A 15,127-nucleotide genomic window follows, 5' to 3' on the forward strand; every position below is an offset into this window, starting at 1 on the left:
AGCAGATCCATGACAACAATCGGATGGTTGCAGATCAGCCTCCTCTTCCTTGCCGTCCTCCTCGCGATCAAACCGCTCGGGCTCTACATGGCGCGGGTTTTCAGCTGCGAACGAACCTTTCTCTCGCCGGTACTTGCCCCCGTGGAGGGCGGCTTCTACCGCGTGAGCGGGGTAGATCCGAACAAGGAGCAAAGCTGGCTTGGCTACACGCTTGCCATGCTCACCTTCTCGCTAGCGGGCTTTCTTGCGCTTTACGCGATGCTCCGGCTGCAAGCCCATCTGCCGTTGAATCCGCAGGATTTCCCTGCCGTTCCATCCGATCTTGCCTTCAACACCGCGGTCTCCTTCGTCACGAACACCAACTGGCAGAACTACGCCGGAGAAACGACGCTCAGCCATTTCAGCCAGATGGCCGGACTCACCGTGCAGAACTTCCTGTCGGCGGCCACCGGCATGGCGCTGGCGGTCGCCTTCACCCGGGCGCTCGCCCGCTCCAAGGTCACGACACTCGGCAACTTCTGGGTCGATATGGTCAGGGCCACTCTTTACGTGCTGCTGCCGCTCTCCATCATGGTCGCGCTCGTCTTCGTCGCCATGGGCCTGCCACAGACACTCGAAGCGTCAGTCACGGCTAAGACGCTCGAGGGCGCTAACCAGGTCATCTCGCTCGGCCCCGTCGCCTCGCAGGAGGCCATCAAGCAACTCGGCACCAATGGCGGAGGATTCTTCAACGTCAACGCGGCCCACCCCTTCGAGAACCCAACCGCGTGGTCGAATTACCTGAATATGTTGGCCATGCTGTCCATCTCCGCGGCCCTCGTCTACAGTTTTGGCCAGATGGTCGGCAATCGCCGACAGGGCTGGGCCCTTATCTCTGCGATGGCAATCCTGCTGATCGCAGGCGTCGCCATTACATACTGGGCAGAGGCGCAGGGCAACCCGATCCTGACCGCAGTCGGCGTCGACGCGGCGCTCGGCAACATGGAAGGCAAGGAAGTCCGCTTCGGCCAGGCCATGACCGCACTCTATGCAGCAGTGACCACCGGCCTGTCGGATGGTGGCGTCAACGGCATGCACGGCTCGTTCACAGGCCTCGGCGGCCTGGTGCCGATGTTCCTCATGCAGCTTGGAGAAGTGCTGCCAGGCGGTGTCGGCTCGGGACTTTACGGGATGCTGGTCTTCGCGCTGCTCTCGGTCTTCGTCGCCGGCCTCATGGTCGGTCGGACGCCCGAATTCCTCGGCAAGAAGATCGAGGGGCGCGAGATGACATTCGCCATGCTGGCTGTCCTGATCCTGCCGCTCGTGATCCTCGGCTTCACCGCCGTCTCGGCGATGCTGCCCTTCGCGGTTGCCAGCATCGGCACATCAGGCCCGCACGGCCTGTCGGAAATCCTCTATGCCTACACCTCGACAGCGGGCAACAACGGCTCGGCCTTCGGCGGGCTTACCGGCAACACGCCCTGGTACAACACCACGCTCGGGATCGCGATGCTGCTCGGCCGCTTCGCCTATGTCGTGCCGGTCATGGCAATCGCCGGATCGCTCGCCGCCAAGGTGAAGGCCCCGGCCTCGGCCGGCACCTTTCCAACCGACGGCCCGCTCTTCGTCGGGCTCCTGATCGGCATCATCCTTATCCTCGGCGGCCTGCAATTCTTCCCCGCACTGGCGCTCGGCCCTGTTGTCGAACACCTCGCCATGCTCGCCGGCCAGACCTTCTGAAGGAACTCCCATGTCCCACGCCTACAAGCCGACAGATCACAGGGCGCCAGGTCTTCTCGATCCGTCGATCCTGTTTCCGGCAATGCGCGACGCCGTCGTCAAGCTCGATCCCCGCAAGCTGCTGCGCAATCCGGTCATTTTCGTAACCGAGGTCGTCGCTGCGATCGTGACGATCCTCTTCATACGCGACCTCGCCTCCAATCCGCCCCAGGCCGGTTTCTCCGGCCAGATCGCCGCATGGCTCTGGTTCACAGTGCTGTTTGCCACCTTCGCCGAAGCCGTAGCCGAGGGCCGAGGCCGGGCCCAGGCCGACAGCTTGAAAAAGACGAAGTCCGACCTCGTCGCCCGCAAGGTCGCGGCAAACGGCACGACAGAGACGATCCCGGCATCCAGCCTCAAGGTCGGCGATGTCGTGCTCATTGCCGCCGGCGAATTCATTCCTGGCGATGGAGAGGTTATCGAGGGCGTCGCCTCGGTCAACGAAAGCGCCATCACCGGCGAGTCCGCGCCCGTCATCCGGGAATCCGGCGGTGATCGGTCCGCCGTCACTGGCGGCACGCAGGTACTGTCCGATGAGATCAGGGTGAAGATCACGGTCCAGCCCGGCTCCTCCTTCGTCGACCGCATGATCGCGCTGATCGAGGGCGCAAAGCGCCAGAAGACACCGAACGAGATTGCATTGTCGATCCTCCTGTCCGGCCTCACACTGATTTTCCTGTTCGTCTGCGTCGCAATCTGGGGTTTGGCCGGCTATTCGGGCACGGTGCTTTCCGTGACGGTTCTTGCAGCCCTTCTCGTCACGCTGATCCCGACCACGATCGGCGGCCTTCTCTCTGCCATCGGCATCGCAGGCATGGACCGCCTGGTGCGTTTCAACGTCATCGCCACGTCGGGCCGCGCCGTCGAGGCCGCCGGCGACGTCGATACGCTGCTTCTCGACAAGACGGGCACCATCACGTTCGGCAATCGTATGGCGAGCGACTTCCTGCCGGCCCCCGGCGTCACCGCAGGAGAACTGGCTGAGGCCGCCCTCCTCGCCTCGCTTTCCGACGAGACACCGGAAGGCCGATCGATCGTAGCGCTCGCTACCGGCGAGTTCGGCGTTGCCATGCCGAACATGACCTTCGATGCCGTCATCGACTTCACCGCCGAGACGCGGCTTTCCGGCGTCGATATGGGCGCACGCCGCCTGCGCAAGGGCGCCGTGGATGCCGTGCTGCGGTTCGCTGACCTCACGGAACAGAACGGGCCAGCCGATTTCCACAGCGCGGTGGAAAGGATCGCCCGCACCGGAGGCACGCCCCTTGCCGTCGCGGACGGCGAGCGCCTACTCGGCACCATCCACCTGAAGGATGTGGTGAAACCCGGGATCAAGGAGCGCTTCGCAGCGCTTCGCGCCATGGGGATCCGCACCGTCATGGTCACGGGCGACAACCCGGTGACGGCTGCAGCCATTGCGTCGGAAGCCGGCGTCGATGACTTCCTCGCCCAGGCCACGCCGGAAGACAAGCTCGCCTATATTCGCCGCGAGCAACAGGGCGGCCGTCTCATCGCCATGTGCGGCGACGGCACGAACGACGCGCCGGCGCTCGCCCAGGCCGATGTCGGGGTCGCGATGCAGACCGGCACCCAGGCGGCGCGCGAAGCCGCCAACATGGTGGATCTCGATTCAAGCCCGACCAAGCTCATCGAGATCGTCGAGATCGGCAAACAACTCCTGATGACACGCGGCTCGCTGACGACCTTCTCCATCGCCAATGACGTGGCCAAGTACTTCGCCATCATCCCGGCGCTGTTCGTCGCGACCTATCCGGCTCTCGACGCCCTCAACGTGATGGGGCTGGCCTCGCCGCAATCGGCCATCCTGTCGGCGGTCATCTTCAACGCACTCATCATCGTGGCGTTGATACCCCTCGCACTGAAGGGCGTGGCCTATCGTCCCTCGGGTGCAGCATCGCTCCTGCGCCGCAACCTGCTGATTTACGGCGTCGGCGGCCTCGTGCTGCCCTTCGCCGGCATCAAGCTCATTGACGCCGCCGTCAGCGCACTTCATCTGGTGTAATCATGCTCAATCATCTCAGACCCGCCTTCACCCTGGTCGTTGTCCTGACCGTTCTCACCGGCCTTGTCTATCCGCTCACAATCAACGGTATCGCTCAGGCGGTGATGCAGACGAAGGCCAATGGCAGCCTCATCGAGCGTGACGGCGCGGTCGTCGGTTCGATGCTCATCGGGCAGAACTTTACGGCTGACCGCTACTTCTGGCCGCGTCCCTCGGCCACCGGCCCGGGCCCGTACAATGCCGCGGCCTCGTCCGGCTCTAACCTCGGCACAACCTCGGCCAAGCTGCGGGATCGCGTCGCAGCCGATGTCGCCCGCTTGAAGGTCACAGGCATGACATCGCCAATGCCGGCCGATGCCGTCACGACGTCTGGCTCTGGTCTCGACCCGCATATCTCACCGGCTTTTGCCGAGGCGCAGGTCCCGCGCATCGCACTGGCTCGGGGGCTGGAGCCAGCCGTTGTTGCCTCACTCGTCAAGCAGCAGATCGAACACCCGGCCTTCGGTATTATCGGCGAGGCGAGGGTGAATGTGCTACAGCTCAACCTGGCGCTCGATGCCTTGAAGATGTGAGAGCCTGATGGCGGATGACGACCGCAGGGACGTGCGACGTCCCGACCCGGATGCCCTGCTTGCCCTGACGGAGAAAGACCACCGGGGCAAGCTCACCGTTTTCCTTGGCGCAGCACCCGGGGTCGGCAAGACCTACGCCATGCTGTCGCGGGCTAGGCGCCTGAAGACAGACGGCGTCGACATCGTCGTCGGCATTGTCGAAACCCACGGGCGAAGCGAGACGGCGGCACTCCTCGAAGGCCTCGACGTCCTGCCCAGGCGGCGGATCGCCTATCGCGGACGGGTGCTCGATGAGTTCGATCTCGACGCGGTTCTGGCGAGGCGGCCGCGGATCGTCATCGTCGATGAACTCGCCCATTCCAACCCCGACGACAGCCGCCACCCCAAGCGGTACCAGGATATCGAGGAACTCATAACGGCCGGCATCGATGTCTGGACGGCCTTGAACATCCAGCACCTCGAGAGCCTGGCAGACGTGGTCGCCCAGATCACTGGGGTGACCGTGCGCGAGCGGGTGCCAGACATCGTGTTGAAGCGTGCAGACGAGGTTCTGCTGGTGGATCTTGCGCCGTCCGAACTGATTGAACGGCTTCGGGACGGCAAGGTCTATCTTCCGGAAAGCGCAAACCGCGCCGTCGATCGCTTCTTCCGGCTTGGCAACCTGACGGCACTTCGGGAACTTGCTCTTCGCCGCACGGCCGACCGTGTCGACGACCAGATGGTCGATTATCTCAAGCAGAACGCAATCGACGGCCCCTGGGCGACGGCCGAGCGGCTGCTGGTCTGTGTGGGATCCGATCCGCTGTCGGAAAAAGTCGTGCGGGTGGCAAGCCGCTTGGCCTCCGGCCTTAACGCGCCCTGGCTGGTCGTGTCGCTCGAGCGGGCGGACCGTGAGATCGATACGGCCGGGCATGTGCAGCGGATCGAGGCGCTTTTCCGGCTCGCCGAGCAACTCGGCGCGGAAACGCGCCGCGTGATCGGTAACGACTTCGTCGAGGAAATCCTGAAGCTCGCGCGCCGGGAACATGTCACTCAGATCGTGATCGGCGCACCGAAACGGGCCGGCTGGCGCAAGCATCTCAAACATGCACTTCCGGAGGCGCTGACGAACAGGGCCGCCGGCCTTGGCATTCACATCGTGACGCCGGAGGGGCCTTCCGGTGAGCGCATGCGACGGCCGCTCATGCTCCCCAAAGTGCAAGCGTGGCGGCAATCGGCGCTGAGCGCCGCAGGCTTCGTCGCTCTCACAGTGCTGCTTGGCAAGACGATCGACATCTTCGTCGATCTGCCCAATATCTCCCTGCTCTTTCTCCTCTCGGTGCTCGGCGCTTCCGTCGCCGGGGGTTATGTCGCTGCATTCCTGGCGGCCGTTCTTTCGGCCCTTGCCTACAACTTCTTCTTCATCGACCCGCAGCGCACCTTCACGATTGCCGCGCCGCATGAAGTTTTTGCGCTTTTCGTGTTTCTGATCGTGGCAATGATCGCGGGCGGCTTCGCATCCCGCATCCGTCAACAGGCGGAGGTGGCGGGCCTGCGGGCAACCGAACTGCAATCGCTTCACGACTTCTCCCGGAAGCTCGCGACAACGGAAAAGAGCGAGGATGCGATCTGGCTGACCGTTTCGCAACTCCAGTCGCGATTGAAGCGCAACGTCGTTTTCCTGCTTCCTCGAACGGGCGACCTCGGTGTGGCAGCTGCCTGGCCACCGGATACGGATCTCGACGTTACCGACCTGACTGCCGCACGATGGACCCATGACAAACGCGAGCCGGCGGGTCACGGCACCGGCACGCTTCCCAACAGCCGCTTCGAGTTCCGCCCCTTGCTAGGTCCACATGGAATCGTCGGGGTCTGTGGCGTCGAGCATGCTGCCGAGCCGCTCGCCCTGAATGCGGAGCGCATGTTGAGCGCTGTTCTCGATCAGACAGCGATTGCCCTTGATCGCGCTCGGCTTGCGGACGAGACGATCGTCCAGGCGGCGCGCCTGGAGGGTGAACGTTATCGCGATGCGCTGCTTTCATCCATTTCGCATGACCTGAGGACGCCCCTCGCCACCATTACCGGCGCTGTCACCGCGCTTCGCGAGCTCGGCGAGCGGATGAGCGCGGAGAGCCGCGACGACCTCCTGAAATCGATCGAAGAAGAAAGCGGCAGAATGAGCCGCTTTGTTGCGAACCTGCTCGATATGACGCGAATTGAGGCCGGTACGCTGAAGCCGAAGCGGGACTGGATAGACGTGACCGACGTGGTGCAGTCCGCCGTCGAGCGCACGCGCAAGCACGCACCGGGACATATCATCGAGACGAGCATCGCGACCGACCTGCCGCTGATCCGAGGCGACAGCGTCCTCATCTCCCAGGTGCTTTTCAATCTGCTCGACAACGCCATCAAGTATGGTGGCAGGGAGCCGGTCAACGTCTATGCGCGCCGCGAGGGCAAGGATGTGATTATCTCGGTCACCGATCTCGGCAAGGGCATTCCGCCGGAGGACCTGGACCGCATCTTCGAAAAATTCTATCGCAGGGGTAACCCGGACGGGCGCGCGCCCGGCACGGGGCTCGGGCTATCCATCGCGCGCGGTTTCATCGAGGCTATGGGCGGCAAGATCCATGCGGAGAGCCCGGCGCTCAAAAAGCGAGGCACACGTATCGTCATGCAGTTTCCCGGAAGCGAAGAAGCAAAGGGCAGTGCCTGATGAACCCGTCGCGTATTCTCGTCGTGGATGACGAGCCGCAGATACAGCGTTTTCTGAAGCCGTCCTTGGCCGCCGCGGGCTACGAGGTGATCGAGGCTGTGAACGGCGCCGAGGCGCTCAAGTTCGTTGCAACCCAGGCGCCCGATCTCGTGATCCTTGATCTCGGCCTGCCGGATATGGACGGCAAGGCGATAATCGCCAGCCTCAGGGCGTGGTCGGACATCCCCATCGTCATACTGTCCGCCCGCGATCGTGAAAGCGAGAAGATCGAAGCACTCGATCTTGGCGCCGACGACTATATCGAAAAGCCGTTCGGCATCGGGGAGCTGACCGCACGTATCCGCACCGCGCTGCGCCATCATGGTCGGCGCGATGCGATCCCGAGCGTCATGGACGTGGACGACCTGAGGATCGATCCTATCAAGCGGCTCGTCACGCGCGCAGGCGAGATCGTGCACCTGACGCCCAAGGAATATGACTTGCTGCTCCTACTTGCCCGCCACGCCGGCCGTGTCGTGACCCATCGGACCCTGCTGACGAGTGTCTGGGGACCTGCTCATGGCGAGGACATGCATTATCTGCGCGTCTTCATCGGCCAACTTCGCCAGAAGATCGAACGCGACCCTACCCAGCCGCAGATCGTGCGCACGGAGCCCGGCGTCGGCTATCGGATGGCCGAGCCGGATTGATTTACGAGCGTCGTCGCTCAGATGACGGCTACAGCATCTAGACTAAGCAAGAACCGATGAGAGGAATTCGCGCGTGCGCGGCTCGCGCGGTGCACCGAATATTTCGTCGGGCGCGCCCTGTTCGCAGATACGACCCTTGTCGAAGAAGCAGACACGATCGGAAACCTCCCGGGCGAAACGCATTTCGTGCGTCACCAATAACATGGTCAGGTCATGTTCGTGGGCAAGGTCGCGAATGACCGAGAGCACCTCGCCCACCAGCTGCGGATCGAGTGCGGATGTGGGCTCGTCGAACAGAAGGACGCGCGGACGCATCGCAAGAGCGCGAGCGATCGCAACGCGCTGCTGCTGCCCGCCGGAAAGCTGCGAGGGATAAAAATCCTTCTTGTCCGCCAACCCGACCATATCGAGCAGTTGCAGCGCACGGCATTCAGCCTCCGCCCGCGCAATGCCGAGAACACGCAGCGGCGCTTCCACGACGTTGCGCAGAACCGTCATGTGCGGGAACAGGTTGAAGCTCTGGAACACCATCCCGACGTGGGTGCGGATCTGGCGCAGATGACGTTCGGAGGCCTTGAAGGGGCCCTTGCCATTCGGCTCGTGATAGGACATGCCCGACAGCGTCAGCCTGCCGTCTTGAAACGGCTCGAGTGTCATCAGGATGCGCAGAACGGTCGACTTGCCCGAACCGGACGGGCCGATCAGCGTGACCTTCTCACCCTTACTGACGCTGAAATTGAAATCGTCCAGGACAGTGAGCGGGCCGAAGCGCTTGGTGACGTTGGAGAATTCGATGATGGGCGCGGAGTTGTCTTCGGTCATCGCAAGGGGATTCCTGCTTTTGGAAGCGCTTTCTGCAAACGGTGAAGGCCCGCCGAGCAGATCAGCGTGAGGAGGAGGAAAATCAGGCCGACGAGCGTCAGCGGAACGAGATATTCGAAGGTGCGTTCGCCGATCATGTTGGCAAGCCCCATCATTTCCATGACGGTGACGACGGACAGGACGGGCGTTTCCTTGATCATTGCGACGAGGTAGTTGCCCATCGCCGGTACAATACGCGGGATGGCCTGCGGAATGATGATGTCACGATAGGCCTGCATCCGGGTGAGGTTTAGCGCGGTCGCCGCTTCCCACTGGCCACGGGCCACAGCCTCGATGCCGCCCCGATAGACCTCCGATGTATAGGCTGCATATTGCAGGCCCAGCGCGAGTGCGCCCGTCAGGAATGCCGGGAGCACGATCCCGAATTCGGGCAGCACATAGTAGAGGAAGAAGAGCTGAACCAGGAGCGGCGTGTCGCGCAGGAACTCCACGATGACGGCCGTCGTCCAGGAGATCGCGACCAGCCGGCTTCGGCGCAGCAGGGCGAAAACGAGACCGAGAACGAGCGCGATGGCAAAGCCTGCCGCCGCCGCCTTTAGGGTAACGGTCAGGCCGATCAGAATAATGGGCAGGATCGAGGTCGTGTAGGTGAGCCACGTAGTCGTATCCCATTCGTATCCGTACATCATCAAATCATATCCTTACGAACGGGGCATCTGCGGGAACGCATGACCGCGTCTGACGAGACGCTCGATCACGCGGATCGCGACCATGAGGACAAGGGACATGGCGAAGTAGCAGAGAAGCGTGATCGAATAGATGCTCGTGCTGTCCAGCGTGATGTTGCGGATCGACTGGGCGGCGAAGGTCAGATCGGCAATCGAAATCAGCGATACGAGCGAGGATAGCTTGAGCGTCTCGATGGCCAGGTTTCCGAAGGCCGGCATCATCTCGACGATCGCCTGCGGAAGAGAGACCCGAAACAGCGTCTGCAACCGGCTGAAGTTCAAGGCACGCGCAGCCTCGAGCTGCTGTGTGGAAACGGAGGATAGCGCACCGCGCACGATCTCGGCGCCATATCCGCCCGCATGGGCCGCCAGCACAAGGATACCGGTCGTGACGGGATCGAAGCTCAGCCCGACAAGCGGCAGCGCATAGTAGAACCAGAAGAGCTGAACGAGCAGCGACGTGCCGCGAAACACCTCCGTGTAACACAGCGCGACGGTGGAAAGGATTGGCCCTCCTTCCACGCGCATGATGCCGAACACGAAGGCAAGCACCGCGCCAACGGCGATCGATGCCAGCGTGATCGTCATCGTGACGAATGCCCCTTGCCAGAGCATCGGCAGGTAGGCTGTCCAGTCCATGCGGAAGTCTCCCGATCCCGAGGAGTGGCGCTCGACCGACGATGATCGAGCGCCTTTGCCGTTACTTACCCGCGCAGAGGTCTTCGACCTTCTTGCTCGCGGCAGCTTCGATACTCTGTTCGGACAGACCGTACTTGGTCAGGATCGTCTTGTACTCGTCCGTCTTGCGGAACTCGACAAGGGCGGCGTTAAAGGCGTCGCGCAGTTCCTTGTCCTCCGGGCGGAAGGCAAAGCCGCCGTAATTGCGAACGGGCGCGCCTTCCACGACCGGATCTTCGAACGGGGCGACCTGCTCGACCTGTGCCTGATCCTTGGCGAGTGCGGCGACGGTCAGTTCTGTCGCGGCATAAGCATCGGTCCGGCTTTGAACCGTCGGGATGGCATCCGCATTGGCCGGGATGAAGACGATCTGTTCGTCCTTCACGCCGACGGCGCGCAGGAAGTCGACATTGTTGGCGCCCGAAACCACGGCGACCGTGAGCGACGGATCCTTGGCGATGTCGGCATAGGTCTTCAGGCTCTTCGGGTTACCCTTCTTGACCAGCAGGCCCTCGCCGTATGACGAGTTCGGCTCGGTGAAGGCGACCTGCTTGCAGCGCTCCGGCGAGATGTTCTGCTCGGCAGCAGCGAAGTCGAAGCGCTTTGCCTTGAGGCCGGGGATCAGTGTGCCGAACGGCGTGACGGTCCAGTTGATCTCTTCGACCCCCATCGATTTCAGAACGGCGGTGGCGACATCCGGCCCGATACCGGCAGAAGTGCCGTCGGGCTGCATGTAGGAATAGGGCACTTCGTTGGCTGTCGCCGCGCGGATGTATCCCTGTTCCTTGACTTCTTCGAGCGTCAGCGCATTGGCGCACGTCACGCCAAGGATGAGGCTAAGAGCGGAAAGGCCGGCGATTTTCTTGATAGGCATGTGAATTCTCCTCTGGCTGTGGTTATGCGGTCCGTTTTCGGATCTCGCGTTGGTTTGCGGGCTAGGTTTCCTCCGTGACCGTGGCGATCACGGAAAGGCAGTCGCCGGCCTTGATCAGGCCGGGTACGTGGCGCGCCGCAAGCACGCCATCCATGGCCGCGCGGTAGGCGATAGGCGCAACGCCGGTTTTACCGACGGGGTAGACATTGGCGATGATGTCGCCCGTCCTGACGGCGTCGCCGAGATCGACGGCAAAGGCGATGAGCCCCTCGTCTTCGGCAAAGGTGAAGCAGTCGCTCGAGGGCATGTCGAGCCAACGCGTAGACCCCACATCGGGTTCACCCGAGAGAATGCCGGCATGTCGGAGCAGGTTGAGGCTCCCGTTGCGGGCAATTTCTATCGAGCGTGCGGTGGCGGTGCCAGCACCACCAAGCTCCGTCGTGACGAACACCTTCCCCATATCCTCGACGGTGGTGTCGAGCATCCCGACCGCATCGATCTCCAGCATCTTCATCGAAAATGGCGCCGCAAAGGCGGCCACGGCCGCAAAACAACGGGCCTCCTGATTCTTGTCCGGCAGTTCGTGCGCGGCAGCATAGGGAAGAAAGTCCAATGTCCTGCCGCCGGAATGGAAGTCGAGGGCGATATCGGCCAGCGGAATGAGATGGCGTGTCACGTAGTCAGCTATCTTCTCGGTCACTGTCCCATCCGGCCGGCCCGGGAAGCTGCGATTGAGGTTGCCCCGATCGATGGGCGACGTGCGTGTGCCGGCCCGAAAGGCTGGATAGTTGAGGGCAGGAACGATGATGATGCGCCCGCTTATTTCGGATGGGGCAAGCGCCTGCGCCAGCTCGAACAGTGCTGCAGGTCCCTCATACTCGTCGCCATGATTGGCGCCGGTCAGCAGGGCCGTCGGCCCCTCGCCATTGGCGATGACGCAGATCGGGATCATCACAGAGCCCCAGGCGCTATCGTCGCGGCTATAAGGCAGACGCAGGTGCCCATGCTGCACGCCCTTCGCGTCGAAATCGACGGAAGGAGTGATCGGCGAGAGGCGCAGCGCGGCATTGTGCAGCATCGTATCAGCCCTTCACGAACAGCTGGCGCGGCACGTTGGACAGGCATTCGACGCCGGTCTCGGTGATGGCAATGCTTTCTGTGATCTCCAGCCCCATATCCTCCAGCCACAGGCCGGTCATGAAGTGGAAGGTCATGCCGGGCTTCAGCTCCGTCCGGTCGCCGGGGCGCAGGCTCATGGTGCGCTCGCCCCAATCCGGCGGATAGGACAGGCCGATCGGGTAACCCGTGCGGTTATCCTTGATGATCCCGTATGTCTTCAACACCGTGAAGAAGGCATTGGCGATGTCTTCGCAGGTGTTGCCCGGCTTTGCGGCCGCAAGACCCGCCTCCATGCCCTCAAGCGTTGCCTTCTCGGCGTCGAGAAAGGCCTGCGTGGGCTTGCCCAGGAAGACGGTGCGCGACAGCGGGCAGTGGTAGCGCTTGTAGGCGCCGGCGATCTCGAAGAAAGTGCCCTCACCCGACCGCATCGGCTTGTCGTCCCAGGTCAAGTGCGGCGCAGAGGCATCGGCGCCCGACGGCAGAAGCGGCACGATCGCCGGATAATCGCCTCCGAATTCCGACGTGCCGCGGATGCCCGCGTCATAGATTTCGGCGACGAGATCGCATTTGCGCATGCCGGGCTCGACGACCTCGACAATACGCTTGTGCATCAGCTCGACGATCTTGCCGGCCTTACGCATGTAGTCGAGTTCCGTCAGGCTCTTGATGGCGCGCTGCCAGTTTACCAGACCGGCCGCATCCTTGAAGCGTGCGTTCGGCAGGTTTTTCTGCAGCGAGGCGAAAGCCGCAGCCGAGAAGTAGTAGTTGTCCATCTCTACGCCGACGGTGAGACCTGACCATTTGCGTTCGTCGATGATCTGCGAGAGCAGGTCCATCGGGTGACGCTCGGTCGACTGCACGTAATGATCGGGATAGCCGATGATGTTGTCGTGGTGGAGATAGGCGGTGCGCCTGGCGCCGTTAGCATCCTGCTTACGGCCATACCAGATAGGCTCGCCGCTCGGCGGCACCAGAACGCATTGGTGCACGTAAAAGGACCAGCCATCGTATCCCGTCAGCCAGTGCATGTTGGAAGGATCCGTGACGACCAGAAGATCGATTCCGGCCTTCTCCATGGCTTGACGGGTCTTGGACAGACGCGCGGCATATTCCTCACGCGTAAAGTTCAGCGTCACGCTCACGCGTCACCTCCCATTTCTCTTTTGTTTTCGATTGTCTTTCCGCTGCCTGCGCCTGCTGCGCGACTGACGGCGAGATTGGCGATCGCGGTGTCCTGCACGCCGGTACCCGTCAGGTCGGCGAAGGTAATGTCATCGGCGCCAGCACGGCCCTTTGCCGAGCCCGCGATCACGGCGCCGAGTTCCGCGAACGGATCATCGGGACCGACCAGGCCCGCCTCGATGGCATGGTGCAGCTCCCCGAGTATACGGGTCTGCGACAGACGGTCGGCGATGTAGGTGGCGCGGGCGAAAACAGCGGGATCGATCTCGTTCTTGTGCTCGGCATCCGACCCCATTGCAGTAAGATGCTGGCCGGCTTCGAGCCATTCCGCCTTCAGGATCGGCCGTTCCGCCGGCGTGGTGGTAACGACGATATCGCTGCCGCGCATCGCTTCATGCGGATCGGCGACGGCGGCAACGTCGAACCCGTACTGCCGTGTGCATTCGGCTGCCAGCTTCTCAGCCTTGGCATGGTCGCGCGCCCAGATGCGCGCCGACCGTATCGGTCGGACAAGCGTCAGCGCTGCGAGCTGCATCTGCGCCTGCATGCCGGCGCCAAAGATCGTGGCGACGGAAGCATCTTCACGCGCGAGATGCCGGGCGGCAACGGCACCGGCCGCCGCGGTACGCACATCCGTCAGATAGCCATTGTCAAGAAGCAGGCCTTCTACAAGGCCCGTCTTGGCGCTGAACAGGATCATCAATCCGTTGAGACTGGGCAGGCCAAGCTTCGGATTGTCGAAGAAGCCAGGGCTCACCTTGATGGCAAAGCCATCGAAACCCGGCACATAGGCCGTCTTGACATCAACCTCGCCGCGAAACTCAGGGATATCGAGACGCAGGATCGGCGGCATGGCGACCGGCTTGGTTGCGAGCGCCAGAAAAGCCTGCTCGATGCAGTCGACGACCGAAGCATCCAACTGAACTGCAGCCCGCAGGTCGTTTTCCGTCAGGATGAGAATGCGGCTCATGCAGCGCCTCCCGCAATGATATTCCGGTGAACGTCCGGATCGATATTGCAGCCCGAGAGGATGACGACCGCTGGGCCGAACAACTCCACCTTGCCGGCGAGAATCGCGCCGACACCGACCGCGCCGGCACCCTCGACGACCTCCCCCGCCTCGCGTGCGATATGGCGAATGCCTTCGGCGATTTCGTCCTCGGTCAGCAGCACGATGTCGTCCAACAGCGCGCGACAGATCGGAAAGGTTACGCGGTTCGAAAGGCCGATGCCGCCGCCGAGCGAATCCGCCAGCGTCTCCTCTTCGCGCACCGCAACCGGCTTGCCGGCGGTGATGGAGGCATGCATAGCCGCACCGCGCTCCATCGAAACGCCGATGATCCTGGCGTGCGGCTTGAGCGCCTTGAGCGCTACGGCGATGCCTGCGGCGAGACCGCCACCGGAGAGAGGAATGAGGACAGTGGTGACATCAGCCAGGTCCTCGACGATTTCGAGGCCGATCGTGCCTTGACCAGCGACAACATCGGCATGGTCGAATGGTGGGATCGGCGTGAGACCACGATCTGCGACGAGGCGGTCAACTTCCACCTGCGCATCATCCTGGGAGATGCCGACAATACGGATTTCAGCGCCGAGCGCCTTGATGGCCTGGATCTTGTTGGCGGGAACCAGTGACGACATGCAGATCGTCGAGGAGATGCCGAGCATCTGGGCGGCATAGGCGACCGCCCGTCCATGGTTTCCCGTCGAGGCCGTTACAAGGCCGCGCTCGCGCGCCGCTTCATCAAGCGAGACGATGGCATTGGTCGCACCGCGCAGCTTGAAGGCGCCGATCGGCTGGCGTGTTTCGAGCTTCAGATGAACGGACTGGCCCGTCAGCTGCGAAAGGGAGGTCGAGCGAACGAGCAGCGTGCGCGCTACACGACCCCGAATGCGGCCGGCAGCGCACTCGACGTCCGCGAGGCACACCGGCAGCTGCTGATTTTCGATTGGTCGGGTCAGTTCTTCGCTCTTCATGATTGTCATG

Annotated in this window: 13 protein-coding genes; 5 read left to right on the forward strand and 8 right to left on the reverse strand. The window is 62.7% G+C overall.

Annotated elements, in window-relative coordinates; all coding sequences use genetic code 11:
- The first annotated feature begins 9 nt into the window (after positions 1–9).
- From kdpA to MKI86_RS13660, 5 genes are read left to right on the forward strand one after another with little or no spacing between them, the layout of a single operon-like run.
- The gene (gene kdpA / locus MKI86_RS13640; protein WP_241601454.1) at positions 10–1,719 is read left to right on the forward strand and encodes a potassium-transporting ATPase subunit KdpA; all 1,710 of its coding nucleotides are present in this window, start codon (positions 10–12) and stop codon (positions 1,717–1,719) included.
- Positions 1,720–1,729: 10 nt separating this feature from the next.
- Positions 1,730–3,781, forward strand: a complete 2,052-nt coding sequence (kdpB, locus tag MKI86_RS13645; RefSeq protein WP_241601455.1) for a potassium-transporting ATPase subunit KdpB — start codon at positions 1,730–1,732, stop codon at positions 3,779–3,781.
- A 2-nt stretch (positions 3,782–3,783) separates the two neighbouring features.
- Positions 3,784–4,353, forward strand: a complete 570-nt coding sequence (gene kdpC, locus MKI86_RS13650) for a potassium-transporting ATPase subunit KdpC (RefSeq protein ID WP_241601456.1) — start codon at positions 3,784–3,786, stop codon at positions 4,351–4,353.
- A 7-nt stretch (positions 4,354–4,360) separates the two neighbouring features.
- Positions 4,361–7,048 carry an ATP-binding protein gene (locus tag MKI86_RS13655; RefSeq protein ID WP_241601457.1) on the forward strand — a complete coding sequence of 896 codons (2,688 nt, stop codon included), beginning with the start codon at positions 4,361–4,363 and terminating at the stop codon, positions 7,046–7,048.
- Positions 7,048–7,737, forward strand: a complete 690-nt coding sequence (locus MKI86_RS13660) for a response regulator (RefSeq protein ID WP_241601458.1) — start codon at positions 7,048–7,050, stop codon at positions 7,735–7,737. Before MKI86_RS13655 ends, MKI86_RS13660 begins: the two co-directional genes overlap by 1 nt.
- A gap of 42 nt (positions 7,738–7,779) precedes the next feature.
- On the opposite strand, the gene ehuA is transcribed toward MKI86_RS13660, so the two are convergent.
- The 8 genes from ehuA to eutB form a co-directional block, all read right to left on the reverse strand.
- Positions 7,780–8,559 (reverse strand): ectoine/hydroxyectoine ABC transporter ATP-binding protein EhuA, encoded by a 780-nt coding sequence (gene ehuA / locus MKI86_RS13665; RefSeq protein WP_241601459.1) that lies wholly within the window; start codon positions 8,557–8,559, stop codon positions 7,780–7,782.
- Positions 8,556–9,248, reverse strand: a complete 693-nt coding sequence (gene ehuD, locus MKI86_RS13670; RefSeq protein ID WP_241601460.1) for an ectoine/hydroxyectoine ABC transporter permease subunit EhuD — start codon at positions 9,246–9,248, stop codon at positions 8,556–8,558. The genes ehuA and ehuD overlap by 4 nt, the downstream gene beginning before the upstream one ends.
- Before the next feature lie 12 nt (positions 9,249–9,260).
- Entirely contained in the window at positions 9,261–9,926 is a 666-nt protein-coding gene (ehuC, locus tag MKI86_RS13675; protein WP_241601461.1) for an ectoine/hydroxyectoine ABC transporter permease subunit EhuC, read from the reverse strand.
- A gap of 61 nt (positions 9,927–9,987) precedes the next feature.
- Positions 9,988–10,839 carry an ectoine/hydroxyectoine ABC transporter substrate-binding protein EhuB gene (ehuB, locus tag MKI86_RS13680; RefSeq protein ID WP_241601462.1) on the reverse strand — a complete coding sequence of 284 codons (852 nt, stop codon included), beginning with the start codon at positions 10,837–10,839 and terminating at the stop codon, positions 9,988–9,990.
- A 61-nt stretch (positions 10,840–10,900) separates the two neighbouring features.
- The gene (gene doeB / locus MKI86_RS13685; RefSeq protein ID WP_241601584.1) at positions 10,901–11,914 is read right to left on the reverse strand and encodes a N(2)-acetyl-L-2,4-diaminobutanoate deacetylase DoeB; all 1,014 of its coding nucleotides are present in this window, start codon (positions 11,912–11,914) and stop codon (positions 10,901–10,903) included.
- 7 nt (positions 11,915–11,921) lie between these two features.
- Positions 11,922–13,100: an ectoine hydrolase DoeA gene (doeA, locus tag MKI86_RS13690; protein ID WP_241601463.1), complete on the reverse strand. Its 1,179-nt coding sequence runs from the start codon at positions 13,098–13,100 to the stop codon at positions 11,922–11,924.
- Positions 13,097–14,110, reverse strand: coding sequence for an ectoine utilization protein EutC (gene eutC / locus MKI86_RS13695; RefSeq protein ID WP_241601464.1), 1,014 nt, complete (start codon positions 14,108–14,110; stop codon positions 13,097–13,099). The genes doeA and eutC overlap by 4 nt, the downstream gene beginning before the upstream one ends.
- Positions 14,107–15,126 carry a hydroxyectoine utilization dehydratase EutB gene (gene eutB / locus MKI86_RS13700; protein ID WP_241601465.1) on the reverse strand — a complete coding sequence of 340 codons (1,020 nt, stop codon included), beginning with the start codon at positions 15,124–15,126 and terminating at the stop codon, positions 14,107–14,109. Before eutB ends, eutC begins: the two co-directional genes overlap by 4 nt.
- Position 15,127: the final 1 nt, after the last annotated feature.

It is taken from the genome of Shinella sedimenti (assembly GCF_022601905.1).
Classification (GTDB): Bacteria; Pseudomonadota; Alphaproteobacteria; order Rhizobiales; family Rhizobiaceae; genus Shinella; species Shinella sedimenti.